Source organism: Thiocapsa bogorovii (assembly GCF_021228795.1).
Taxonomy (GTDB): Bacteria; Pseudomonadota; Gammaproteobacteria; order Chromatiales; family Chromatiaceae; genus Thiocapsa; species Thiocapsa bogorovii.
Genome location: NZ_CP089309.1, coordinates 2392044 through 2415502 on the forward strand (window position 1 = coordinate 2392044; position 23459 = coordinate 2415502).

The following is a 23459-nucleotide window of genomic DNA, read 5'->3' on the forward strand; positions in this document are numbered from 1 at the left end:
TTGGCGCGCCCGTGATGGCGAACCCGCCGGGAGATCTCGGGTTTACGGCCCCGCTGCCGCCTCGATGACCGCCAGCGCCACCTTGGCGGCGTGGTCGGCCTCGCCCTCGGCGCCGCTGTTCAGCGCGATTGTAGCGACGAGATCCTTCTCGGGCAGGTAGATGTAGAGGGTGCGGAAGCCCATCGATTCGCCCTCGTACTGCCAGCCGGAACCGATCGCGGGCGAGGTGAATCCGGAGATGCCGAGGCCGAAGCCGCGGGGGTCGTCGGGGGTCAGCCGCGCGAGCGTCTCGCCGGTGCGCATCGACACGACCCGGGTGAGTTCGGCACGCGCGTCGGCATCCAGGAGATCGTTCGAGGTGAAGAGCGCCCGGACCCAGTTGTTGACCTCTTCGGGACGCGAGACGGCAGCCCCCGCGGCCCCGCCCCAGGACATGTCCTCGCCCTTGACGTCGGCGCCGTCCAGGGCCTTCATCCCGGGGTAGCCCTCGGCGACGAAATAGCCGGACGCCATCCGCTCGGTGATCTCGCGCGGATAGATGCCGGCCCGATAGGCGGTGTTCGTCAGGCCGTAACGGGGGCCGAACAGGCGGTCCTCGAAGTTCTCCTGGACCGTGCGTCCGCTGGCCTTCTCGATCACCATCCCGGCGAGGATGTAGTTGGTGTTGGAGTAGGCATAGCCCGATGTCGGGGCCGGGGCGCCGGGATAGGCGGGGTCGACGAAACCGACGAGGACCGCGGGCGAGAAGTGGCGCGACAGCCCGTTCCGACCGATATCGGCGATCATGGCGTCGACGTTGTCGTAGCTCGGGATGCCGCTTGTCATGTTCAGAAGCCGGCGCAGCGTGACGTCCTGCCACGCGGGATACTCGGGCAGCCACTCACCCAGCGTGTCGTCGAGGTCGAGCACCCCTTCGGACTGGAGTTGCAGCAGCGTGACCGAGGTGAAGGACTTGGTGATGCTCCCGATCTGGCACAGCGTGTCGGGCGTCACCTCGGCGGCGCCGGTCGCGTTCGAGACCTTGCCGGCGGTGACGTTCAGCGTGCCGCCGTGCTCGGGCAGGCTCACGCTGATCGAGATCGCGGTGGCCTTCTCGCCCGCGGCGGTATCTGCGATGTAGGCGTCGGCGATGGTCTGGAGCTTCGCGGCAAGCGCGTCGTCGGACTGCGCAGGCGCCGGCCCGCTCAGTGCGGCGGCAAGGGCGAAGACGGCTGGCCCGGCGATCCTGTTGGTCATGATCGGCACCTTGAAATCCGCTTGCGCAAATCGGTTCACCTGATGGCCGCATCAAGGCTGCCGAGGGCCGCGCGTCATGTCCCGCAGAAAACACGGCAGGAAAAAGAAGCCACCTCGACGGATCCAACCCCTCGGCGCGTCTAGCGACGCTCCATGATCGAGGCTAGCGGTGGATCAACGGCCGGTCAAGGCGCTATCTTGGCGAAGAGGTCCCGGTCCGGCGTCGGCTCGGGACCATCGTCCCGTGCGGGAAGTCCGCGGGCGGGGCGGCTCGCCGATGTGATTGAGCATCCACCATGACGGCGTGGATAGCTTGTTTTTCGTGTACGGCAGGCAGGGTGATCCCGTGGCGCGCGGCGAACGTCAATTGTCGGCTGTCCGCTGTCCCTTGGACTGCTGCCGTTGAGATTCGGGGAACGGATCGCGGCTCCTCGCTAGTACTCCTCATCAGACCTCCCGGATCCAGTGACCGCTCCTGGGGCCCAGCCGTCGCCCACACCGTCGACTCGGCTGACAGCAATCTGCCCAGCGTTCAGATCCGGTGTTTGCGGGGGCCAAATCTGTGGCGATACGTCCCGACGCATCGGCGAGATCCATCGGCACGCCCGTGCCGCCGGACGCGCACCGGCGTGCTCGCCGCCGCGAGGCGGATGTCAGGTGACGCGCTCCGAGTTAGTCGTCCCAGAGGGCATCCAGGGCCACGAGGATCCGAGGGTCCGAGCCCGGAGCGACCTGCGGGGAGCGGTGGATCGCGCCGCCGGCCGCGTTGCCCTGCCAGGCGCTGCCTTTGAGCAGCAGGATGTCGAAGGGCCGGGCTTGCCCGGTTGCCGGGGCGTCCGCGGCGCTGCCGAGCAGACCCCGAGGGTCGATCCGGGGATCGTCGAGCCACTCCGTACCCGGACCGCACCAGGTGCAGAGCAGCCGGATGCCGGTGCGGTCGATATGCCAGCGGGGGCACATGGCGCGCTCCAGACGCTCGATGCGCAGACCGATGGCTTGGCAGCCGAGCAGATCGCCGTAGAGCTCCAGCAGGAAGGCGAGCTCGCGCCGAACCGTCGGATGCGCGAACGGCCTTGCAAGCGGCAGGGTGTCGATGTCGGGAACGCCATCGGCGGAGAGCCGGACGACCGCCCGTAGGCCGGGCCCTGCGCTCGCGTGGAGGCGCTCGAGTGCGCCGAGCATGTTCGGGCTACCGGGGGGCGAGTGGACACAGATCTGGGTCTCCGGCATCAAGATCCGGGTCAGATCGGCGAGGGTCTCCGCCCGTTGCACCGTGTCGGTCGAGCTGCGGAACCCGAGCGGTGCGGCGCTCCGGATCACAGGTTGCGCTCTCATGGCGTACACCTCCAGGCTGAACGTTCGGATCCGGGCGATGCCGGATGGTCATCTCCGCGGTCTGGATCGGCGAGGTTCGCGAGGATCCGTTTCGCGGCTCGGACAGCATGCGCGGAGGCGGTACCTCGCCTCGGTCCTGCGCTCTTGCACCTAGGGTCGGGGGCACCCGCATCCGGATCGGCCGGCGCTAGAAATAAAATGTTATGTCGTTACATTTGGGGGTGAAAACCCTGCGGGAAATCGGGTAGTTGGTGATCGCCCACAGCTGCGACCAGTCGACCGACTTCCTCACCCGTCGGATCAGCCCGCGTCCTGTGCCGAATCTAATGTCCCCGTAACCCTCCGGGTGCAGGACTGCGGATGTGCTTTGCCTGTTGCCAATCCGACCTTACGCGACCCCGCCTGCCCGACGGCATGGCTCGGCCTTGCATTCATAACAAGAACGCCTATCAATTGCGACAATGGGCAGGGCGCCCGTGCCCTGCCCCGACATCCCGATCACCCGATCGGATCGAACCGCTCGACGACCGCCACGGCCGGCGCGCCACCCTCATGACCAACCAGTTTCCGGTCGAGCATTGGCACGACTTGATCGCGGATCCCACCCTGGCCGACGCGATCCTCGATCGCCTGGTCCACAATGCCTACCGGATCACCCTCAAAGGCGGGTCAATTCGCAAACGCCATGCCCGGACGTTGACCCCGACCGGATCGGCCGAATATCAACGCATCCCGGCGTCGCTTCGCTCCGACCGCCCCGGCAGGATGTTGGTGAAACAGGTGCCCGAATGGCTTGGAATGCGCATGCAACCAAGGCGGCTGCAGCTACGCGCTCTCTGAGTCTGAAGGGCCCCCATCGGCCGATGCGGGCCACACGATATGCTTCGGCGGCGAGCGACCGCCCAAGGCCGGTGTCCGGCGCGTCAGGATTCCAGGGTGACCGGCGACACGAATCCCTCCGGCTTGATGGCGAGCACCGAGCAATCGAGCTGGGTCAAGATCGTTTCCGCAGTGTTTCCGATCAACAAGCCGCTGATGCCGGTGCGGGCCACGGTGCCCATGACCACCAGGTCCGCCCCGAGCCGTTGGACCAAGGCTGGAATCTCCTCGCGTGCCCAACCCTTCACCAGGTGGGCATTCGGTTTCAGATAGCGGGTGGCTTCCGGACCTATTCGGTCGATCGTCTTCCGCATCAGTGCATGGAGGTTCTCTCGCCGGTGGCGTTCGACCTCCTGCACATAGGCCTTGATTCTTTCCTCGTCCGTGCTGAGGCATCCGCTGCGCATGACCCATTCCCCAACGGGCTCCCATGCATGCACGACGTGCAAATCGGCGAATTCCGACAGGGCGAGGGACGTCGCCATCTCCATCACCTGTCGGTTCAAGGCCCGACGGCCTTCGACCTCATCGACCGGATAGGCTTCATTCACATCCACAGCCGCCACGATGCATTCGAAGGCGCCAGACAACTGAGGCTTGATCATCCAGAGGGGGCAAGGACATTTGCGCAGCAGATGCAGATCCTCGCTGCCGAACAGACGATCGAGCCAGCCGGGATCCTCCGGTGTCTTGATCACCAGATCGCACCCTTCCCGCAGCACTTGACGAATGACCTCGATGAAGGGTGTACCAATCACCACCCGGCTCTGGATGACGACCCGCTGCACGTGAGGAGCCGCCAGATGGGACAGGAACTCTTCGCGTTCGGCCACCAGCCAAGATTGCAGGTCCCCCAAGACCGGACCGCCTTCGTGCGCTCCAATGCCGACAGGAACCCGCGGCACCACACCCAGGAGGGTTAGCCGGGCCTGGTTGTGCTGCGCCAATGCCACCGCCCGCTCCAGCACCGTGGTATCTCCAGGGGTGGCGGAAACCACGTACAGGATGTTTCGGAATCTGTTCACGGCATCGCCCTCCGGTTGGAAATCATTCATCTTTTCGGTCTATGGCATCATCGGACCACGACCCCTCCCGGCTGCGCCGGATCATGCCTGCCAGGGCCTCTACGGCGAAGTCCACTGCGTTGTGCATCGGGTAGATGACCGTCGGTACCCCCAGCCGCTTGAGTATCAGGCCGTCCTCGTCGGCGCGGGCGACGATGGCCAGGTCACGGGTGTAGTGATGGGTACGCAGCGCCTGCAACAGGCCACGATTGGAGGCGATGTCCGGCAGGGTACTGACAACCCAGGCGCACGAGGCCAGCGGCAGGGATTCCATTAATTCGGCCTCGGTGGCATCGCCGTAGCGTACCTCGAGGCCCTTGCCACGCCAGGCTCGGGCCGACTCGGGGTCAAAGTCCACCCCGACCACCGCCAGTCCGGCCGCCTCCAGCCCTTGGGCAAAGCGACCGCCGTAGCGGCCGAGCCCGAACACGATCACATCCGCGGGTCGGGTCGATCCAACCTCTTGCTCGGCGGCCAGCTCCCGCTGGGGGTTGCGCCGCTCGAACAGCCCCAGCCAAGGAGCTAGGCGCTCGTAGAGGGGATGGGAATAGATGATCATGTAGGTGGAAACCGCAATGGTGGTCACGCCCACCAGGGTGACCAGACCCAGAGCCTGCGTGCCGACATGGCCCAGGGAGATGCCCATGGCGATGAAAATGATGGAGAACTCGCTGATTTGGGCCACCGTGAGTCCGGCCAGGAAGCCGGTGCGCTTGCGGTAACCCATGTAGCCCATGATCGACATGACGATGAGTGGATTGCCGATCAGAACGAACAGGGACAGCACCACGGACGGCCAGAGCTCGCCGCCGAGGACGGAGAAATCCAACTTGGCGCCCAGATCGATGAAGAAGAACAGGAGCAGGAAATCGCGGATGCCGGTGAGCCGGGCGCTCATGGCGTCCCGGTAGCTTGTGGATGCCAGGGAAAAGCCTGCCAGGAAGGCCCCGGCCTCCTTCGAGAAGCCGGCCCACTCACCGAGGGCCGCCAAGCCGACGCCCCAGGCGATGGCGAATATCAGCAACAGTTCTTGAGAGCGCGCCATCAGGGATACCGCCCGCGGCAGCACATGGCGCATCAGCAAATACAGGGCGACCGCCGCCAGCGCCACCCGCCAGAGCAGCGAGAAGATCACCTCCGTCGGGGAGTCGCCGCCCCCGCCCAGGGCGCTCACGACCATCATGGCCAGTACCACGGCCAGGTCCTGGACGATCAGGAAACCGACCGCGATGCGGCCGTGCAGGGCGTCGATCTCGCGCTTGTCCGACAGCAGCTTGACGATGATGATGGTGCTGGAGAAGGTCAGCGCCACCGCCACGTACAGGGCCTCCAGCGGAGTCCGACCCAAGAGCAGGATCAGGCCGAAGCCGACGGCAATGGTGAAGCCTAATTGACCGAGACCGGTGGCGAGGGCCACCGGGCCGATGTGACGGACATGGGCGAGATCCAGCTTCAGGCCCACCAGGAACAGCAACACGGCAATGCCCATCTGCGCGAGCAGATCGATCTGATCATGTGCGGAGACGAAGCCGAACACCGCCGGTCCGACGACAATGCCCACCACGATGTAGGCGATGAGCAACGGCTGGCGCAGCCGCAGGGCCACCACCCCTGCGGCGGTGGCAATGATGAGCAGCAGGGCGAGCTCGCTGAAATGTTCCTGCATGATCGGTTCTCGTCGGGGATAGGTTGTCGGCGCCCGGGCATCCGGTCAGTAGCGTATCGGTGTCGTTTCTTCCCCCGCGACAACGGCCGACGTGCGGACAGCCGCGCTCAGACGTAGGCGCAGACGCTTCTCCAGCTCGATGATCACGAACAGGACGACCCCCACCGCAAGAATGAGCAGGGCGTCCCTCAACGGAATCGACTCGGTTTCAAAAACCCCCTGCATCGGCGGCAGGTAGGTGATGGCGATCTGCCCGACGACCACCAGAGCGATGGCCAACCAAAGCACCCGGGTGCCGCGCAATCGCCTCCAGCCGAGATTCTGGCTGTTCATGTTGCGGATGAACAGGAGATGGAAGATCTCCATCATCACCAGGGTATTCATGGCGATGGTGCGGGCCAGATCGATGGAATAGCCCTGCTCCACCGCGTAAAGGTAGATGCCGAACACCCCGGCCAAGAACAGAGCGGCCACGAGTACGATATGCCAGATCAGATCGCCGGACAGCAGCGGCTCGCCGCGGGGGCGTGGCGGGCGAGCCATGATGTCGTTCTCGCTGGGCTCGAAGGCCAGAGCGATGCCCAAGGTCACGGCCGTGATCATATTCACCCACAGGATCTGCACCGGCGTGACGGGCAGGGTCAGCCCCAACAGCAGGGCGAGGATGATGGTGGATGCCTCGCCGGCATTGGTGGGCAGGGTCCAACTGATGACCTTTTTGATGTTCGCGTACACCGTTCGCCCCTCGCGCACGGCGGCCGTGATGGAGGCGAAGTTGTCGTCCGCCAGCACCAGCTCGGAGGCTTCCTTGGCCGCCTCGCTGCCCTTTCGGCCCATGGCGATACCCGCATCCGCGCGTTTCAGCGCCGGGGCGTCGTTGACCCCGTCGCCGGTCATGGCCACGGTCAGTCCGTGGGCCTGCAGCGCCATCACCAGCCGCAGCTTGTGTTCCGGACTGGTGCGTGCGAACACGTCGGTGTCCAGCACCCGCTCGGCCAATTGGACGTCATCGAGCCGGTCCACGTCGACGCCGGTCAGCACCTTGTCCGGGTTGTCCAGACCGAGCTGCCGGCCGATGGCCGCCGCAGTGGTGGCGTGGTCGCCGGTGATCATCTTGACCCGGATGCCGGCGGATCGGCACTCGGAGACGGCGGCCACGGCCTCGTCCCGCGGTGGATCGATGAGACCGACCATGCCGAGCAAGGTCAGGAAACCATCGATGTCCTCATGCTCCAGGACCGTGTGCCCGGCAGGCATGGGTCTCGCCGCCAGGGCCAAGACCCGCTGGCCCTCGGCTGCGATCGCCTCCGCACGCGCGAGCCAGCCTTCCCGGTCCAGGGACGCCGTGGCGCCGGCCTCTCCCCTCTGCTCCCGGCACATGGCGAGGATCGTCTCCGGGGCGCCCTTGACGAACACGCGCCCGCTGCCCTCATGGTCATGGTTCAGGGTGGCCATGAAGCGGTGGCTGGAATCGAACGGGATGACGTCCGTACGCGCCCACCGGCCACGGATCTCGCCCCGGTCAAGCCCGGCCCTGCCGGCGAATGCCAGCAGCGCACCTTCCATCGGGTCTCCCTCGACTAGCCATCGGCCTTCCCGATTTTGCAGCTCGGCGTCATTGCACAAGACGGCCGCCAGCGCCAGATCTTCGAGGGGCGGATGCTCCAGGGGCGTCACAGACCCGTCGCCCAGGGTGAAGCGGCCGGCGGGCTCGTAGCCGGTGCCATCCACCCGGTAGAGGTGGCGCGCGCCGAGCACGCTGGCCACGCTCATCTCGTTGCGGGTGAGGGTGCCGGTCTTGTCCGAGCAGATAACCGACACCGACCCCAGGGTCTCGATGGCCGGCAGGCGGCGCACGATGGCGTTGCGCCGGGCCATAGCCTGTACACCAACCGCCAGGGTGATGGTCAGAACCGCCGGCAACCCCTCGGGGATCGCCGCCACCGAGAGACCGACCACCGCCATGAACAGTTCGGCGAAGGGATGCTCCAGCACCAGGTAGCCAAAGCCGAGGAGCAGCCCCGCCACCGCGAGGATGAAGACGGTGAGCCATTTGGCGAACACCGCCATCTGCTGCACCAGGGGGGTGGTCAGGGCCTCCACCCCGGCCAGAAGGTCGCTGATGCGCCCGATCTCGGTGTGCGCGCCGGTGGCCACCACCACGCCCATGCCCTGGCCGCTGGCGACGGTGGTACCGCTGAAGGCCATGCACTTGCGGTCGCCGAGGGCCGAATCGGTAGCCACCGGATCGGTGTGTTTGTCCACGGCGATGGACTCGCCGGTAAGAATCGCCTCTTGGATCGTCAGACCGTGCACCTTGACCAGGCGCAGGTCCGCGGGCACCTTGTCGCCGGCTTCCATCAGCACCAGGTCCCCGGGGACAACGGCCTCGCCGTCAACCACCCGGCGTACCCCCTCGCGTAGCACCGATGCGCGTGGGGCCAGCATTCTGCGGATGGCGTCCATGGCCTTTTCCGCCTTGCCTTCCTGCACGTAGCCGATCAAGGCGTTGATCAGCACCACGGCCAGAATCACCCCCGTATCCACCCAATGTGCCAACAGGGTGGTGATCGCCGCGGCGCCGAGCAGCACGTAGATCAGGATATTGTGGAACTGAGCCAGGAACCGTCTCCAGGCGCTCGGTCGGCACGGCTCCGGGAGCTTGTTGGACCCGTATTCGGCAAGCCGGCGGCAAGCCTCGTCGGCCCGAAGGCCGCTCATGCCGCTGTGGAGTGAGGAAAGGACGTCTTCTAAGCTTTCTTCATGCCAGCTTTTCATCATCAAAGTCCGCTTTGGAGGATGCGCGCTCACTCCCGCGCTCCCGAGTCGGTCGGCAGGAATAGAAGAGATCATTTACCGCGTTAAATATAGGGACATTGATGCGCACCCTGGGTTCGCGCCCTTGAATCGGATTTCCGGTTTGATTGAACGTCTTTTTCGCTGCGTTTCCCTGTTCTCGAAGAGAGCAGGCATCTCGCGGTCTGCTTGGAGGGGCCTGGGTGCGGGTCTCCCGCGCTTCTCCTTCCTCGACGATGGATCGGTAGGCAACGTTGTCGCGCAACTCTTCGGGTTCAAACAAAGTCAGGAAGCACTCTGGGGGCGTCGGGGTCGTGGATACCCTCCCCGCGGGCGTATTCGTTCACCTTGCGCATGAGGTCGTTGGTGGACTGGCCGGACAGCATGGGCAGCTTGTCTTCTCGGTCGCCGACGCCTCGGCTCAGGCGCATCGGCGGCACTCTCGTTTGTACCGTTGCTCTGCCTTCTTCACCTCCCCGGGCGTGCAGGTGAAACTCAATTCCGTCGGTCGCCGCACGGCAGGTGACCGTTCTCAGGATCTATGTGAAGGGTCCGAACTATGAGAAGCTCCGGCGCTGGCCGCAGGGTTTCCGAGGATTCAGGCTGCCAGTCGCTTCATATCATTCACAGCCCCTGCCGGCATTTCGGGACGTGACCGATCGGCTGTTTGGGAGGAAGGGCCGGTGGGCGTTCTACCAGACGCGCGGGGAACGGCGCGCTCATCGCCGGATCTGCCACGAGTCCCTGCGGACTGGTCCTCGTTGACCGGTTCGTAGATCCATCGCGTGATGAGCACAGCGGCGCCAGGACAGATCAAAGACCACTCAGGGCAAGCTGAGAACGATGTGAAGCTGGAGCGAGTGAAAAGGCCACGAAAGCCTTTGCCATCTGCGCCGAGCCCGAGCCGAAATTCGACGTCTCGAGCATTGGTGAGCGTCGCATCGAACATGCCCTGGGATGGATCCAACCCAGCGCTCGGCAATGCTGAAATGGCTGCTCTGCACAGGTCAGCGGGCGGATCAGATTCGCGGGTTACGTGTACGATATATGCACCGAGCGCACGTGGGTCGTGTCATCTGTCCACGCGATTTCGGACGCCGGCCGACGAGGCACTCGTGCCCTTTACTGGCCGAGAGCGACCTTGCGGGGCCGCAAGACTGAGCCGCCTCGACTGACCGCTGATGGGCCCAGCCGTCGCCCACACCGGCGACTCGGCTGACAGCAATCTGCCCAGCGTTCAAATCCGATGTTTGCGGGGGCCAAATCTGTGGCGATACGTCCCGACGCATCGGCGAGATCCATCGGCACGCCCGTGCCGCCGGACGCGCACCGGCGTTTTCGCCGCCGCGAGGAGGATGTCAGGTGACGCGCTCCGAGTTAGTCGTCCCAGAGGGCATCCAGGGCCACGAGGATCCGAGGGTCCGAGCCCGGAGCGACCTGCGGGGAGCGGTGGATCGCGCCGCCGGCCGCGTTGCCCTGCCAGGCGCTGCCTTTGAGCAGCAGGATGTCGAAGGGCCGGGCTTGACCGGTTGCCGGGGCGTCCGCGGCGCTGCCGAGCAGACCCCGAGGGTCGATCCGGGGATCGTCGAGCCACTCCGTACCCGGACCGCGCCAGGTGCAGAGCAGCCGGATGCCGGTGCGGTCGACATGCCAGCGGGGGCACATGGCGCGCTCCAGACGCTCGATGCGCAGACCGATGGCCTGGCAGCCGATCCGCGAGGCATGGAGAGCGGAGCGAGGCCGAGCGCCCCCCGGTAGGCGTCGGCGCGTGCGTGCCGCCGCAGCGGCGAAGCGGCCGTGGTCGCGAAGCCGCGAAGGCGGTATGCAAAGCGCATCCGACACGCCGTCGAGCTCTTCGACGAATGGCCTTGCGCAGCGCGTCCCGGAGCGGGGCGAACCGGGGTTAAGACGGGTCGTCGCCAAGGAGCAGTCCGTCCGGCCGCAGGAGCGCCCGGACGGATTCACGAGCAACACACGACTCTCCGGTCACCACGCAACCTTGCAGACTATTCGTCCTGGTCGAAGCATTGCGGGGCGGAAGGCGAGGGAAGTAACGGGCTGACGCTGCAGAGCGATGGCTCGGGGCGGGCGGGTCACTCGGTACGAATCGTTGCCGTGCACATCTCGCCCGTCCCGTCACACCTCGTCTGCGCGCAACGACGGGCCAACCGCTGCGAAGGCCTCGTGGAACGCGACAGTTCCCCGCGGCAGCGTCCCGTCGAAGGACAGTGCGAAGAAGACCTCCGGCGGGACGCCCTCGAGGACGAGCTGCGGGCAGTTCTCGAACCCGAACCTTCGGTAGTATTCCGGATGCCCCACCAGGCAGCAGCCGCGCGCCTGCATGCGCTTGAGCCGCGACAAGCCTTCGCGCACCAGGGCTTGGCCGATCCCTCGGCACTGAACCTGCGGCAAGACCGACACCGGGCCGAGTCCGTACCAATCCCCCGTACCGTCCGACAGGGCCACGGGCGAGAACGCGATGTGGCCGACGACACGGCCATCGAGCACCGCGACGAGCGAGAGCGCGAGGGTCTCGGCGGCGCGGAGCGCGTCGATGATGAAGTGTTCGGTCTGGTTGCTGATCTCCAGATCCCGAAACGCCGCTATCGTCACCTCGGCGATCGCGGCGATATCGTCGTTCGTCTCGTTCCTAATCTCGATGTCCGACGTCATGATCTCGATCTCCGCGGCTTTTAACCCGATGGTTTCGCCCGATGTCTGCACCAGCGATCTGGCTTACGCGTTCGGTGGCGTCGCCTTCGTGGACGCGGTCGGCGGGAAGAGCGCCTGTACCCGCAGTATCCGGTCGCGGTCATCGGGTTGTCGATCCGGGATGGCATCCTATGCGGCTTATGCTCTTCGCCACCATTCGTCATCCGGCACGCCGTTCGGGGCTCCGACCGCCCGGCGATCGGCACTCGTCATGACGGTCAGGCAGACCGGAGCGGTGTCGGTTAGGCGGCTGCGGAAGCGTTTGGTGGAGGGGAGTTGGTGAACCGAGCGGACGCCCATGAAAAGTGCGACCAGCATTGCGTCTCATGGTCGACTGCACCATCGCGCGATCACGACCCGGTCACTCAGTCGCCACGGGCGGGCGATCGCAAGATCAACGATTGCAGAGGTGAGCCTTCTCATCGGCGCCGCTGCGCTCGAGCGCGCCCTTGATATCACCACGCACAACCGCGGATAAGTGGGTCCCCGAGAGCGGGGCCGGATTGGCGCTCTGGGCCTGGGTCGACTTCGCTTCATGGAGCAACGTGACCCCGATCAGGCCCCACCGCGATACAGCTGGGCTGGTTGACTCTCGACGAAGCGTCGAATCGCGTCCTCGATGTCGAAGGCGGGCTCGAGCGCCGGTCGCCCGCTCGTCTTGGCGCGGGCGGGGCGAAGCCCGCCCGCCCGGGTGGCCGCACTGATCGGGGCCGCGGTGAAGCGGTTCGTCCGCCTGAACGTGGCTGGATGGCGGTTCTGGCTGGCCTGCGATTGAATCGAATCCGTCAGCATGTATCGGTCCTCCGGTGGCGTCGTGAGAAGTGGCCTGGCCGCGACCTGATCGCGACCTTGGGCCCAGCTTAAGGAGATGCCACTGACCGAACCCTAGATGGCCTTGTCAGCAAACGATCAGCCAACCGGGACGACCGGCCTCTTCAGCTTTGACCGGCGGCCATCTCGCGCGCTCGAATCGGCGTCCGACAGCCACTGGCGCCCCCGTGCGCCGTGCGAGCAGATCATCGGCGAGCGGCACATCGAAGAGAGTGAAGACACTCGCCGCCAGAACACCAGCGAGGTGACTCTGCCAATGACGGCGCCGGTCTCGACACCGGCGCCACTGGACGGAAGCAAGGTCAGGAAGCGGGCGGGGGAAACGATGTTGGCCAAGCCGGGCTCGGCTTGCTCGATCGCGGCGAGGAGAGTGTGACGCCGGCGGGCCAGTTCCTCGTCGGTCTAGCTGCCGATCGGCAGGCGCCCGCCGACCCGCTGAGCATGACGAAGAAGACACCCCGATCCTCCTTGGGGATCGATTCCGGCGGGATTTGCTCGAACCGCCAAAGCCCGCCGACCAGGGTGGTGAGGAAGAGCAAGGTCTCCAGGACGATGGCGATCCCCGGGGTCATCGCGCGCGATTGCTTTGCCCGACCTGGATCAATCCTTCCAGGGTCCATGGCCTGGAATGTCGATCTGCCGCTCGTTGTAGTTCCCTTCGGTCGCCCCGCGATGGCAGGCATTGCACTTACTGAAGCTGCCAACCTCCGGGTTGCCCGCCACCAGACGGGACGGAATCTCATCGTGCTCGTTCTTGAAGTTGGCGGTTGCGCTGATGCGCGGCAGTGCGCGGCCCGTGTTCGACCCGCTGGCGTCGAGGCGCAGAGGATCGCCCTGCAAGGCCAGGTCGGCGGAGCTGGCGCCGAGGAAGGCGCTGATCTCGGTGCGCAAATCCTCCGTGAGGGAGGCGTCATCGCCATAATGATTCGCAAGCGCCGTGGGCGTCACGATCTCCGCCCAGGCGCGTGGCGGCAGCAGTCCCGGTTGGTAGGCCATGTGACAGGAGCCGCACTCCGCGTTGTAAATGGCATTGACGACAGGCGAGAGTGGGGCGCGGGACTCCATCCAGCCGCTTTCCTCCTGGCCGCCCTCGCGCCTTTCATCGTCATCGTCGTCATCACCGAAGGCCAAGCCGACAGCGCCCGGCGAAAGCGGGCCGACGGCCAGCAGGATGAGGATGGGTTTGGGATGCTTCATCGATCGGGTCTCCGGATTACTGGGTCTTGATGTAGGCAATGAAATCGGCCTTTTCGGTCGCGGTGCATTCGCGCCCGAGGGTCCAGTTGCAGTTGCGTAGCAGCCATTTGTCGACCTTCTTCTGGTCGGTCAGGCGTTGTGGATTGGCTGAGGGCGCCATGGGTTCGATCGTCTTGCCGGTCTTGGCGTGACGGCCCCCCGGGTCAGGTCGCGGCCGTGACAGGTGGCGCAACTGCGCGCGGGCGAGCCGTCCGTTTGGGTGTATTCCTTGGTCCAACCGGCTTGCCCAGCCGCCGGGTCGGCGGCAAGTAGGGCAGTCGGCAGGGTCAGCGCGCCAGTCGCGACCAGGGCAATTGCAAAGCGTTGTTTCATCAGTCTTCTCTCCGTTTGTGTCCGGTCACCATGGCTCCGCCGGCCGGGTTGTGTCCCAGATAGCGCGGGGCGCGGAAGGCCAAGGCGTCCTTGAGATAGGCGATGATTTGGCGTGGTCCGCGCACGAAGTCGGTAAACCGGGCGTGCCGGGTCCCGATGACGCCCCAGACGAGGCGAATGGCGATCAGGCTCAGGACGAGGTATCCCACCCAGACATGCAGGCCAAGCAGCTCGTCCTCGACGATAAAGTCGATGGCAAAAGCGGCGGCCAGGGTCCAGTGGAAGGTCCGGACCAGCGGATCTCAGACGCGCACCCGTGGGCTTGCGGCAGGTGTGATGGCATCAGGTGGCGTGGCCCCCAAGGTGCCCGTGGCGGGTGTCGTCATAGTCGGTTCTCCAATTGAGTTCGTCGCTTGAGCGATCACGAGACGTTGCGACCCTGTTGCACAGATTACCGAGACCACACTGACCGGTGGCTATCGGGCCCTGTCAGCGTTCGGTCATTTGGGATCCCGCCATAATCGTCCGCATGAACATCGCGTCTCGCCGTCTTCAGTCTCTTACCTCCTTGCGGGGTTACTGGCCTGCGCTTCGGTCCACGGGCCCCCCCGGCGCGACTACGATCACGACCACGCGCGTCAGGCATTGAGTCGCGTCGAAGCGCGCCCGATCGCTGAAATCCTGGCTGAGGTGGCGAACGCGGTGCCGGACGAGGTGATCGGGGTGGAATTCGAGCGAGCGCGGCGCCGCGGCGCCGAGGTGTGGGTCTACCAACTCAAGATTATTGCCAAGGACGGGCGTCTGCTGAAGGTCGAGGTGGACGCGGCCACCGACCGCCTTCTGGTGGCGGAGGAGGACTGATGCGCGACTGAGCCGCTAATTCGCTTGCCCACGCTGCACGCAACTGGATGTCCAGAACCCGCGCCGGGGGCCTGGAGTTCGCCGACATGATCACGCTCCGCGCGGTCGACTTGGCCGATCTGCTGCTTTTCTTCATCGACCTGGGCGGGTTAGGGGTCTAGGGTCACTTCTCGCATCGTGACAGGATTTGCGGCCTTCACGTCACTGCCTGCTTTGCCCCAAGTCCTGCCGCCCTGCAACACGAACCGACGTGGCATAGCTCCCCGCGTGAAGTGATCGGTGACTTCAGCAGCGGCAGGAGTTTGCAAATCGTGTACAAGAGACGTCGGCGTCGGCGGTACGAGTGACGGCTTATGGCCTTCAGCCATCACTGGGACAACGTCTCTAAAGCAGGCTCAGGTTGTCGGGGATTGAACTGCGCGGATCTGCCACTCGGAATCGCCCCGATATCGAGCGTCCTTGAACCTAGCCCGAATATTTCATAAAAAAGGGCGACTCTCGTTCAACCCATTGATAAAATGGCTGTTCCGCCAAGAACGCTTCGGAAGAAGCTAAACGAGGTCGCCCATGCCCGAGTCTACCCCGGAACAGCTGCGTTTTCCCCCGGTCGCCGGTTTCACGGTCCGCGGCGACTTCGACGGCGGCGCCATGTCGTCTGACTTTGGCCCCATGATTCTGCGCGGGGTTGATCGGCAGATCGGCCTGACCGAGCGGTTGAGCGCAGCGATCGATGATTGGCGCCATCCGTCCTACACCACCCATCCGATGCGTGAGCTGATCGCGCAACGGGTCTACCAGATCGCCTGTGCTTACGAAGACGGCAACGACGCCAATGCGCTGCGCCGTGATGCGCTGTTCAAGCTGGGGCTGGAGCGCAAGCCGCTGGATGCGACGACGGACCTGGCCAGCGGGCCGACCTTCTCGCGTTTGGAGAATGGGGTCGGCGCGCGCGACCTCTACCGCATGGCGCAGGCCTTCGTCGAGGCCTTCATCGCCAGCTACCCGAAGGCGCCGCAGGTGATCGTGCTCGATATGGACCACTCCGAAGACGCCACCCATGGCCAGCAGGAGTTCGCGTTCTACAATCATCACTACGGCAACCATTGCTACTTGCCGCTGTTTCTCTTCGAGGGCCTCTCGGGGAAGTTCATCACCGCGGTGCTGCGTCCCGGCAAGCGCCCCACCGGCGCCGAGAACGCGATGATCCTCAAGCGCGTGCTCAAGCGGCTGCGGGCCGCGTGGCCACGCACACGCATCATCCTGCGCGGCGACGGACACTTCTCCAACCCCGAGTTGATGGCCTTGGCGATGGCCGATCCGTTGACGGATTTCATCTTCGGCCTGGCGGGTAACCGGGCTCTCACGCCACGGGCCGAGCCGTTCTTGGCCGACGCCCGCAAGCTCCATGCGCTGCGCATCGAGAACGCCCGGCGCGCCGACGCCGACGTACCCGAGCGGACCCGCACCTACCACGAGGTTGACTACCGTGCCGGTTCCTGGCCCGGCGCGTGTCGGACCATCCTCAAAGTCGAGGTGACGGCGCGCGGCGACAACCTCCGCTTCGTCGTCACCTCCTTGGACTTGCCCAGTCCCGAGTGCGTCTACCGCGATCTGTACTGCGCGCGCGGCCAGGACGAGAACTTCATCAAAATGATCAAGAACGATCTGGCCAGCGATCGCACTTCCGACAGCACCTTCTTGGCCAATCAGATGCGCTTGTTCTTCTCCTGCGCCGCTTACGTCTTGCACCAAACGCTGCGCACCGAGGTCCTCGTCGGCACGGAACTGGCCAACGCCCAGCCTGCCACCGTGATCATCAAACTGTTCAAGCTCGCCGTGCGCGTGGTGCAGTACAAAGACCGCGTGCGCCTGCACCTGCCCTCGAGCTGTCCGGTCAAGACGCTGTTGCAGCAGGTCACCGAGAGGCTCTTCAACGCGCAGCCCCGGCGGCGCCCGCCTAGACGCACATACATCCCCGCACGGGGATTTCAGCACGCGCACGACGACTATGCCCACCTCGGGCAGGGCATCGTACGCCTGCGCGGCGACAAAACTACTCGTGCCCCGTTGATCAAGCCCGTTGCCGCTCGGTATTTCCACCATTCAACCCCCGCGGCGTCCCGGTCATCGCCCTCGGTGACGCCCAGCGCCGCGCAAATCCGCGAGGCCAGTGTCGGCTGTGTCGGTTTATGAAACATCCGGGCTAGATCCGGCAGTTGACCGCTTCGTGCTTCATGCAAGGTCTTGACGGCCTTAACGATCGCGCTTGTCGAATGGCTCACCGGTTGGGTGAAGGCCGCTACGACCCCTGGAGCACGCCCCGCGCGGCGCCCGACTGCGTTGCAACGCGTTGTCGTAGAACCACTACGCCGCCGCGTTGCGCCTTGCCGGACACCGCGCGGGACGCACTCCAGGGGCCGTTCAACTGCCGGATCTAGGTTGAAGCGACCCGCAGTCCGGCCGAGGAACTGCGAATCCGGCATCGCGGGCGGCTATACCGGCTGCGCGTGGCGAACGCCGGTCACCTCGAGCTCGTCAGGCCGAAGGGATCGGTCCGGACGCCCGGTTTATGCTGACGGATCGGCTTTGTCCGCAGCGGTGCCCGGACGCGGCGTAGCTGCATACGGGATTGCGCGACGCAGTCGTGACCATAGCGGTTCCGGCAATCCGAATGATCAAGGTCGCCCGTGCGTCCGCGCCCGTCGAAAACGCACCGATCTGCACTTTCGGTTGCGAAATCTCAGGGTAAAGCAGGCGGAAATGAGCCGATACTTTGCACTCGGGCGGCGCGCGAGTCGCTACCTTGGAGCCCCGCCGCCGGCTGGTACGGGTACGGGTAATGAATCATTCAGGTGGACGCGCCGAGCCGAGGCGACCGAGCGGAGAGGCGTACGAGTGCGTGGACTGGTACTTCCGCAAGAAATCGCTCTGAGCCTGCACATCCGGATTGCATGATGCGCAGAGCCCCGGCCGAAAGGTCGGGGCTTTTTGCGCTTCGGGGCTGAGTGCGGTGAGTTCGGTCAAAAACGGGGCAGGTTCGAACCAGGCTTCGGGGTCTTGAACTCACGCGCCCCGTAGATCCACGCCGCTGCAGCCGAGCCGGCATCTGCGGGATGGAACCAGCGCAGGCGTGACTGACGGTGAAGCATGGCCGTGTAATCCGCCGAGTCCATCCAGCCTCCGGAGCTTTCCCGCCTTTCATCGCAATGTCACCACAGCGTCCCGATCCCGAACCGTACGAATACCGGGTCGCGTGTCACGAGCGGCATGCGCTCCAAGGTGCTTTGTGCTGCGAGCATCCGGTCGAATGGTCTCGGTCGTTCCGGTCGCGTCTCTCGGAGGCATGGTGTCCTTCCATGTACGCATCGCTGCGCGTGATCCTCGGCCGTTCGCAACGGATCGTGGTCTTGGGGGCTGTTTCTGAAATCGGCGTTGAGGCGTTAGTAGCCCTCGGCAATATCCTCGTAAGGGTTGTTGCAAGCGTCTTGCTCGACGGAAGCATGCCGCCATGGCTCGGCGATGCCACCGCCCCGGTTCCGGCCGACCTCGCGCGACACCTTGCGGCGCTGGAATCGCCCAAACGCGGCGACTTCGCGACCTTGGCGCGGCAGCGTACACTCCATCGCCGAGACGATCGCGCCGGAGCAGTTTCTGCGCCGGTTGGCGACCGAATGTCGGATGAAGGGGGACGCTCAGCAGTGCGTGGTCTGACAGACCGCCGACGTCAACGTTGGAGGACTGGATTTCGGGGGAACCGCGTTGTTCTCGGCTTACGAACCTTCTGTGGCAACATACCCGCATCCACGCCCGGCCGCTGATCGGGAGATCGGGCGACTCGGCCCACGCAACCGATTCTCCCTTGGATTGACAGATGCCCGATGACCAACCCCCACCTTACCCGCGTCGGATTCTAGTCCTCTTCGCGCACCCGACACAGGAGCGATCGGAGGTCATTGCGCCGATGGCTCGGGCTGCGGCGAACCTTCCGGGCGTCACCGTGGTGGACCTGTACGGTCGGTATCCCGGCTTCGCGATCGACGTCGACAGGGAACAGGCCCATTTACGCACTCATGACGCGGTTGTCTTTCTGCATCCTCTCTATTGGTACTCCACACCGTCCATCTTGAAGGAATGGCAGGACCTGGTTCTGGAGCACGGATTCGCCTACGGCAGCAGCGGCACGGCGCTCCACGGCAAGGTCTTCTTCAGCGCGCTGAGCGCGGGTGGTCCGGAGGCCGCCTACTGCGCGGCGGGCTACAACCACTTCACCATCCGCGAGTTGCTCCAGCCCCTGGAGCAGACCGCCTCCCTGTGCGGCATGTTCTACCTGCCCCCGTTCGCACTCTTCGGTGCCCGTACCGCTGTGGAAGACGGCCGGCTCGAGGGGCATCTGCAGGCTTGGGTGCGACTGTTGACCGCACTGCGCGACGATCGCCTCGACCTGGAGGCGGCCCAAAGGCTGCCTGTCCTCAACGGCGCGCTCGACACCGTCGATCGGGAGGGCTAGTACATGGGCGGCGTGCTCGTTCAAGCGTTCATCTACCTGTGCGCGGCGGTCGTGGCCGTGCCCATCGCCAAGCGACTGGGGCTCGGTTCGGTCCTGGGCTATCTGATCGCGGGTATCGTGATCGGGCCGGTCCTCGGAGTGGTCGGCGCCGAGACCGCCGAGATCCAGCACTTCGCCGAGCTGGGCGTTGTGATGATGCTGTTCCTGGTCGGCCTCGAGCTGGAGCCTCGACTCCTTTGGGACATGCGCGCCCGACTGCTCGGCCTCGGCGGGCTGCAGGTCGGCCTCACGGTCCTGGTGATCGCGGCCGCCGGTTTCGTGCTCGGGGTGTCCTGGAGCATCGCCCTGGCGGCCGGACTCATCCTGTCGCTCTCATCCACCGCCATCGTTCTCCAAACCCTGAGCGAGAAAGGGCTGGTGAAGACCTCGGGCGGGCAGAGCAGCTTCGCCGTACTGCTGTTTCAGGACATCGCGGTCATTCCGATGCTGGCGCTATTGCCACTGTTGGCGATCCCCGAGTTGACCGGGCTCGCCGACCACGGCGCGTCGAACGCAACCGAGCACCACCACTTGAGCCTGGTCGATGGCTTGTCGGGGTGGACCTATGCGCTGGTCGTCTTGGGCGCGGTCGCCATGGTGGTGCTCGGCGGACACTTCCTGTCCCGACCGCTCTTTCGATTCATCGCCGCCTCGGGTCTGCGAGAGATCTTCACGGCTGCGGCCCTCCTGCTGGTCATCGGCATCGCCCTCTTGATGACCCTGGTGGACCTCTCGCCGGCCCTCGGCACCTTCCTCGCGGGCGTCGTGCTGGCCAACAGCGAATTCCGTCATGAGCTGGAGTCCGATATCGAGCCCTTCAAAGGCCTGCTGCTCGGTCTGTTCTTCATCACCGTCGGCGCGGGGATCGATTTCGCGATCCTGATGCAGAGCCCGGGGACACTTTTGGGGCTCACCGTCGGCCTGATCGCGGCGAAGGCACTGATCTTGTTCGCCCTGGCCCGGCTGTTCCGACTGGAGCGCGGCGGCGACTGGTTATTCACCCTGGGACTGGCCCAGGCCGGCGAGTTCGGGTTCGTGCTGCTCGCATTCTCGGTGCAGGCCCATGTCCTGCCGGTCGACCTGGCCAAGACCCTGTCTTTGGTGGTGGCCTTGTCCATGCTCCTGACGCCTGCCCTTTTCATCCTCTACGAGCGCTGGATCCTGCCGGGCCTGGAGCGCACCGCAAAACTGCCCCCGGACACCATCGACGAGCAGGGGACCGTGGTCATCGCCGGTGTCGGGCGCTTCGGGCAGATCGTCAATCGCCTGCTGGTGGCGAGCGGGGTACGCACCGTCGTCCTGGACCACGCGGCCGCTCAGATCGACATCCTTCGCAAATTGGGCATCAAGAGCTGGTTCGGCGATGCCACCCGTCCCGATCTGTTGCATGCCGCTGGAATGGACGCAGCGGCCGTGTTGGTGGTCGCCATCGACGACCGGGAGCGGGCGGTGGATTTGGTGGCCTACGCGCGTAGGCGCTACCCGAAGGTGAAGATCCTCGCGCGTGCCTTCGACGTGAATCATCTCTATCTGCTCAAGAAGGCAGGGGCAGACGTGGCGATCCGCGAGCTCTTCGACGCCTCCTTGAATCTGGGCGCCGAGGCACTGCGGACTCTGGGCGTGCATCCGTTCAAGGTCGAGAAGATGACACGCGCCTTCCGCCTCCATGACGCCCAGGGCTTGGATGAGATGTACGAGCTCTGGGATCTCGACCCGGACTTGTCGCGGAACCGCGCCCTGCTTGCACGGGTGCGCGAGCACGGCGGCAGCCTCCAAGAGGCGATGGCTGCCGAACGCATGGATCTCCACGACCGCACCGAGCGCGGCTGGACCCCACCGCCGAAAGACTATACGTCGGCGCTGCAGGGCGAAGCACCGGCGGATGAAGCAAGCAGTCAGACCCGGCACGACATTCGCCATGACTGAGCAAGCATCCATCCGGGCAAGGCGTTTGGCTCGGTATCGCACTTCGGCAGGATGGCGCCCGCCGTGCTTAGGGATGTCGATGCGGGGATCGGTCGAGGTGGTGGCGGTCCCGGTATCCGAGATGAAGGTGTTGATCCGCCCGAATGTCTCATGGCTATTGGACGCATGAGGAGCGACTCGATCTGGACCGCTTTCGCCATCGACGCCTTTGCCCCCGGCGATTGTCGTCCCGCGGCGGGGTTCGTCTTCGGAGCGGCCGTTATCTCTTGCGACGCAAAGCCGCCGGCGCCGGGAGACAGGATACGGACACAAAAAAACCGGACGCCTTGCAGTGTCCGGTCAATGGCGAGCCGACTCGGGGCACGAGGCCCGGTTGGCTTCGTTATTTGAACAGTTTGCTCTTATCAACTCCATGGACGTCGGCGCGCTTAAAGCAGGCAGAGTCTTGGTCTTTTCGTGATGGACCGAGTTGCCGAAGCAATTCCAGTTCTCCTCGTCTACGAAGGTGTCATCCGTCCGAGACTCTCGCCGGGGTAGCGGCTGCCCTCGCGGAATTGGGTATGTTTCGAGCGACCGCCGGCCTCATCGGGCCGTGGCGGCAAATGAATATTCAAGCGATCTTGCCTTGATCTTTGCAGCCATCGCACTTGTCGGATCGAACGAACGTGGGCATGATGCGACCTCTCCAGGGGCCTCACCGACATTATTGGCTGCCTTGGATGGTGACACGGTATTTCGCGCGGCAGGATCGTCAGCTGAGGCGAGGTTAATGACCACCCCCCTCGAGGTCAAAACAGATTTTTACCTGCGTTCATAAATCTGCCTTATTGGATGGTTTTTTATGACTCCGGAATCGGCAGAGAAGAAACCGATGAATCGACCAGGTGTTTGGTTGACGACCGGTGCGGCCTGCGGGTTTCTCACCGTGGCTTTGGGAGCCTTCGGGGCACACGGTCTACGTGGTCTCGTGAGCGTGGGGCGGCTGGCGAATTGGGCCACTGCAACGCAGTACCTCGGACTGCACGCACTTGCGATCCTGGCCTGCGGGCTGTGGCTGCTGCAACGGCCCGACGATCGCCTCGTCCACCGGGCAGCCGCGGCTTTCCTGGTCGGCGTTCTACTCTTCAGCGGCAGTCTCTTCGCGCTCGTGCTGACGGATCAACGTGCGATCGGCATGGTCACCCCGATCGGCGGATTGCTCCTCCTTGCAGGTTGGGCGCTGCTCGTAGCCGGTGCCTGGCGTGTCCGGAGAGGCCAAACTGCGAACTCACGACCCGACGCGGATTGACGCCTCGCCGATGCGAGTTCCGCGCATCTATGTCGACCTGCCTTTGGAGCCCGACGCGGTCATCGAGCTCCCCTCGGCTCAAAGCCGTCATCTCACCCAAGTCCTGCGTCTCTCGCACGATACGCCACTGGTGTTGTTCAACGGCAACGGCTATGACTATCCAGCCCATCTGGTGCGAGGAGCGCGAAGTGGGACAGCGGCGATCGTGGACGCGCCCGGCGCCCGAGAGCCGTTACCGCCATTGAATATCCACCTCGCGCTCGGAGTGTCCAAAGGCGAGCGGATGGACTACGCTCTGCAGAAGTCCGTCGAGCTGGGCGTGGGTCGCATCACGCCTCTCTTCACCGAGCGCAGCCAAGTTCACCTGAGCGGCCCGAGACTCGAACGCCGACTCGAGCATTGGCGCGGAATCCTCATCGGGGCGTGCGAGCAGTCGGGGCGGCGGCGGCTGCCGCATCTCGCGACTGCTGCGACCTATCCGGCTTGGCTGAACAACCACGCGGGCGGAGGACTGATGCTCGACCCGCAGGCCGATCGGCCCCTCACCGCCTTACCTCCGCCGGACGCGACGATCACCCTGCTGGTCGGCCCGGAGGGCGGGCTCAGCCCGCGCGAACGCGCGATTGCTCGGGATCGCGGTTTCGAGGGGGTGCGCTTGGGGCCTCGGATCCTGCGTACCGAGACAGCACCCCTCGCCGCCATCGCCGTCATCCAGGCGCTCTGGGGGGACCTCGGCGACTAGCCGCGACC

17 protein-coding genes and 4 pseudogenes are annotated in these 23459 nt (G+C 65.0%); 8 read left to right on the forward strand and 13 right to left on the reverse strand.

The features are described from left to right. Window positions 1-42: 42 nt before the first annotated feature. Window positions 43-1236, reverse strand: a complete 1194-nt coding sequence (locus tag LT988_RS10865; protein WP_232410567.1) for a serine hydrolase domain-containing protein — start codon at window positions 1234-1236, stop codon at window positions 43-45. 672 nt (window positions 1237-1908) lie between these two features. Beyond that, window positions 1909-2571, reverse strand: a complete 663-nt coding sequence (locus tag LT988_RS10870; RefSeq protein ID WP_232410150.1) for a DUF1826 domain-containing protein — start codon at window positions 2569-2571, stop codon at window positions 1909-1911. A 453-nt stretch (window positions 2572-3024) separates the two neighbouring features. On the opposite strand from LT988_RS10870, the pseudogene LT988_RS10875 reads away from it, so the two are divergent. Then, window positions 3025-3276, forward strand: a pseudogene (locus LT988_RS10875) (ATP-binding protein); the annotation flags it as partial. 218 nt (window positions 3277-3494) lie between these two features. Here LT988_RS10875 and LT988_RS10880 read toward each other — a convergent pair. The 7 genes from LT988_RS10880 to LT988_RS10910 all read right to left on the reverse strand — a co-directional run bounded on the left by LT988_RS10880 (window position 3495) and on the right by LT988_RS10910 (window position 12480). Continuing rightward, window positions 3495-4475: a universal stress protein gene (locus LT988_RS10880; RefSeq protein WP_232410151.1), complete on the reverse strand. Its 981-nt coding sequence runs from the start codon at window positions 4473-4475 to the stop codon at window positions 3495-3497. A 22-nt stretch (window positions 4476-4497) separates the two neighbouring features. Beyond that, complete coding sequence (locus LT988_RS10885) at window positions 4498-6180, reverse strand: cation:proton antiporter (protein ID WP_232410152.1); 1683 nt, start codon at window positions 6178-6180, stop codon at window positions 4498-4500. A 45-nt stretch (window positions 6181-6225) separates the two neighbouring features. Beyond that, the gene (locus tag LT988_RS10890; protein WP_269752121.1) at window positions 6226-8961 is read right to left on the reverse strand and encodes a cation-transporting P-type ATPase; all 2736 of its coding nucleotides are present in this window, start codon (window positions 8959-8961) and stop codon (window positions 6226-6228) included. A 290-nt stretch (window positions 8962-9251) separates the two neighbouring features. Next, window positions 9252-9407: a hypothetical protein gene (locus tag LT988_RS10895; protein ID WP_232410154.1), complete on the reverse strand. Its 156-nt coding sequence runs from the start codon at window positions 9405-9407 to the stop codon at window positions 9252-9254. A 946-nt stretch (window positions 9408-10353) separates the two neighbouring features. Continuing rightward, on the reverse strand, window positions 10354-10818 hold the full coding sequence (locus tag LT988_RS10900; protein ID WP_232410155.1) for a DUF1826 domain-containing protein: 465 nt from the start codon (window positions 10816-10818) through the stop codon (window positions 10354-10356). Between the two features lie 294 nt (window positions 10819-11112). Continuing rightward, complete coding sequence (locus LT988_RS10905; protein ID WP_232410156.1) at window positions 11113-11649, reverse strand: GNAT family N-acetyltransferase; 537 nt, start codon at window positions 11647-11649, stop codon at window positions 11113-11115. 594 nt (window positions 11650-12243) lie between these two features. After that, complete coding sequence (locus LT988_RS10910) at window positions 12244-12480, reverse strand: hypothetical protein (RefSeq protein ID WP_232410157.1); 237 nt, start codon at window positions 12478-12480, stop codon at window positions 12244-12246. 97 nt (window positions 12481-12577) lie between these two features. Here LT988_RS10910 and LT988_RS10915 point away from each other — a divergent pair, with 97 nt between their 5' ends. After that, a complete protein-coding gene (locus tag LT988_RS10915; RefSeq protein WP_232410158.1) occupies window positions 12578-12895 on the forward strand; it encodes a hypothetical protein in 318 nt (105 codons plus the stop codon). A 224-nt stretch (window positions 12896-13119) separates the two neighbouring features. On the opposite strand, the gene LT988_RS10920 is transcribed toward LT988_RS10915, so the two are convergent. From LT988_RS10920 to LT988_RS10935, 3 genes and pseudogenes are all read right to left on the reverse strand, one after another. Beyond that, the gene (locus tag LT988_RS10920) at window positions 13120-13716 is read right to left on the reverse strand and encodes a diheme cytochrome c (protein ID WP_232410159.1); all 597 of its coding nucleotides are present in this window, start codon (window positions 13714-13716) and stop codon (window positions 13120-13122) included. A gap of 16 nt (window positions 13717-13732) precedes the next feature. Next, window positions 13733-14088, reverse strand: a pseudogene (locus LT988_RS10930) (DUF1924 domain-containing protein). A gap of 26 nt (window positions 14089-14114) precedes the next feature. Further along, a pseudogene (locus tag LT988_RS10935) lies at window positions 14115-14384 on the reverse strand (cytochrome b/b6 domain-containing protein); the annotation flags it as partial. Between the two features lie 349 nt (window positions 14385-14733). Here LT988_RS10935 and LT988_RS10940 point away from each other — a divergent pair. Both LT988_RS10940 and LT988_RS10945 read left to right on the forward strand, forming a co-directional pair. Further along, window positions 14734-14949 (forward strand): PepSY domain-containing protein, encoded by a 216-nt coding sequence (locus LT988_RS10940; RefSeq protein ID WP_232410162.1) that lies wholly within the window; start codon window positions 14734-14736, stop codon window positions 14947-14949. A gap of 567 nt (window positions 14950-15516) precedes the next feature. Then, window positions 15517-16905, forward strand: a pseudogene (locus LT988_RS10945) (IS1380-like element ISTro1 family transposase); the annotation flags it as partial. A gap of 1064 nt (window positions 16906-17969) precedes the next feature. Here the strand turns inward: LT988_RS10945 and LT988_RS10950 are convergent. Beyond that, complete coding sequence (locus tag LT988_RS10950) at window positions 17970-18122, reverse strand: hypothetical protein (protein WP_232410163.1); 153 nt, start codon at window positions 18120-18122, stop codon at window positions 17970-17972. 698 nt (window positions 18123-18820) lie between these two features. On the opposite strand from LT988_RS10950, the gene LT988_RS10955 reads away from it, so the two are divergent. The 4 genes from LT988_RS10955 (at window position 18821) to LT988_RS10970 (ending at window position 23451) form a co-directional block, all read left to right on the forward strand. Continuing rightward, complete coding sequence (locus LT988_RS10955; RefSeq protein WP_232410164.1) at window positions 18821-19456, forward strand: NAD(P)H-dependent oxidoreductase; 636 nt, start codon at window positions 18821-18823, stop codon at window positions 19454-19456. Window positions 19457-19459: 3 nt separating this feature from the next. After that, window positions 19460-21421: a monovalent cation:proton antiporter-2 (CPA2) family protein gene (locus tag LT988_RS10960; RefSeq protein WP_232410165.1), complete on the forward strand. Its 1962-nt coding sequence runs from the start codon at window positions 19460-19462 to the stop codon at window positions 21419-21421. Between the two features lie 871 nt (window positions 21422-22292). Next, complete coding sequence (locus LT988_RS10965; RefSeq protein ID WP_232410166.1) at window positions 22293-22709, forward strand: DUF423 domain-containing protein; 417 nt, start codon at window positions 22293-22295, stop codon at window positions 22707-22709. Window positions 22710-22719: 10 nt separating this feature from the next. Next, complete coding sequence (locus tag LT988_RS10970; protein ID WP_232410167.1) at window positions 22720-23451, forward strand: 16S rRNA (uracil(1498)-N(3))-methyltransferase; 732 nt, start codon at window positions 22720-22722, stop codon at window positions 23449-23451. The last annotated feature ends 8 nt before the right edge of the window (window positions 23452-23459 follow it).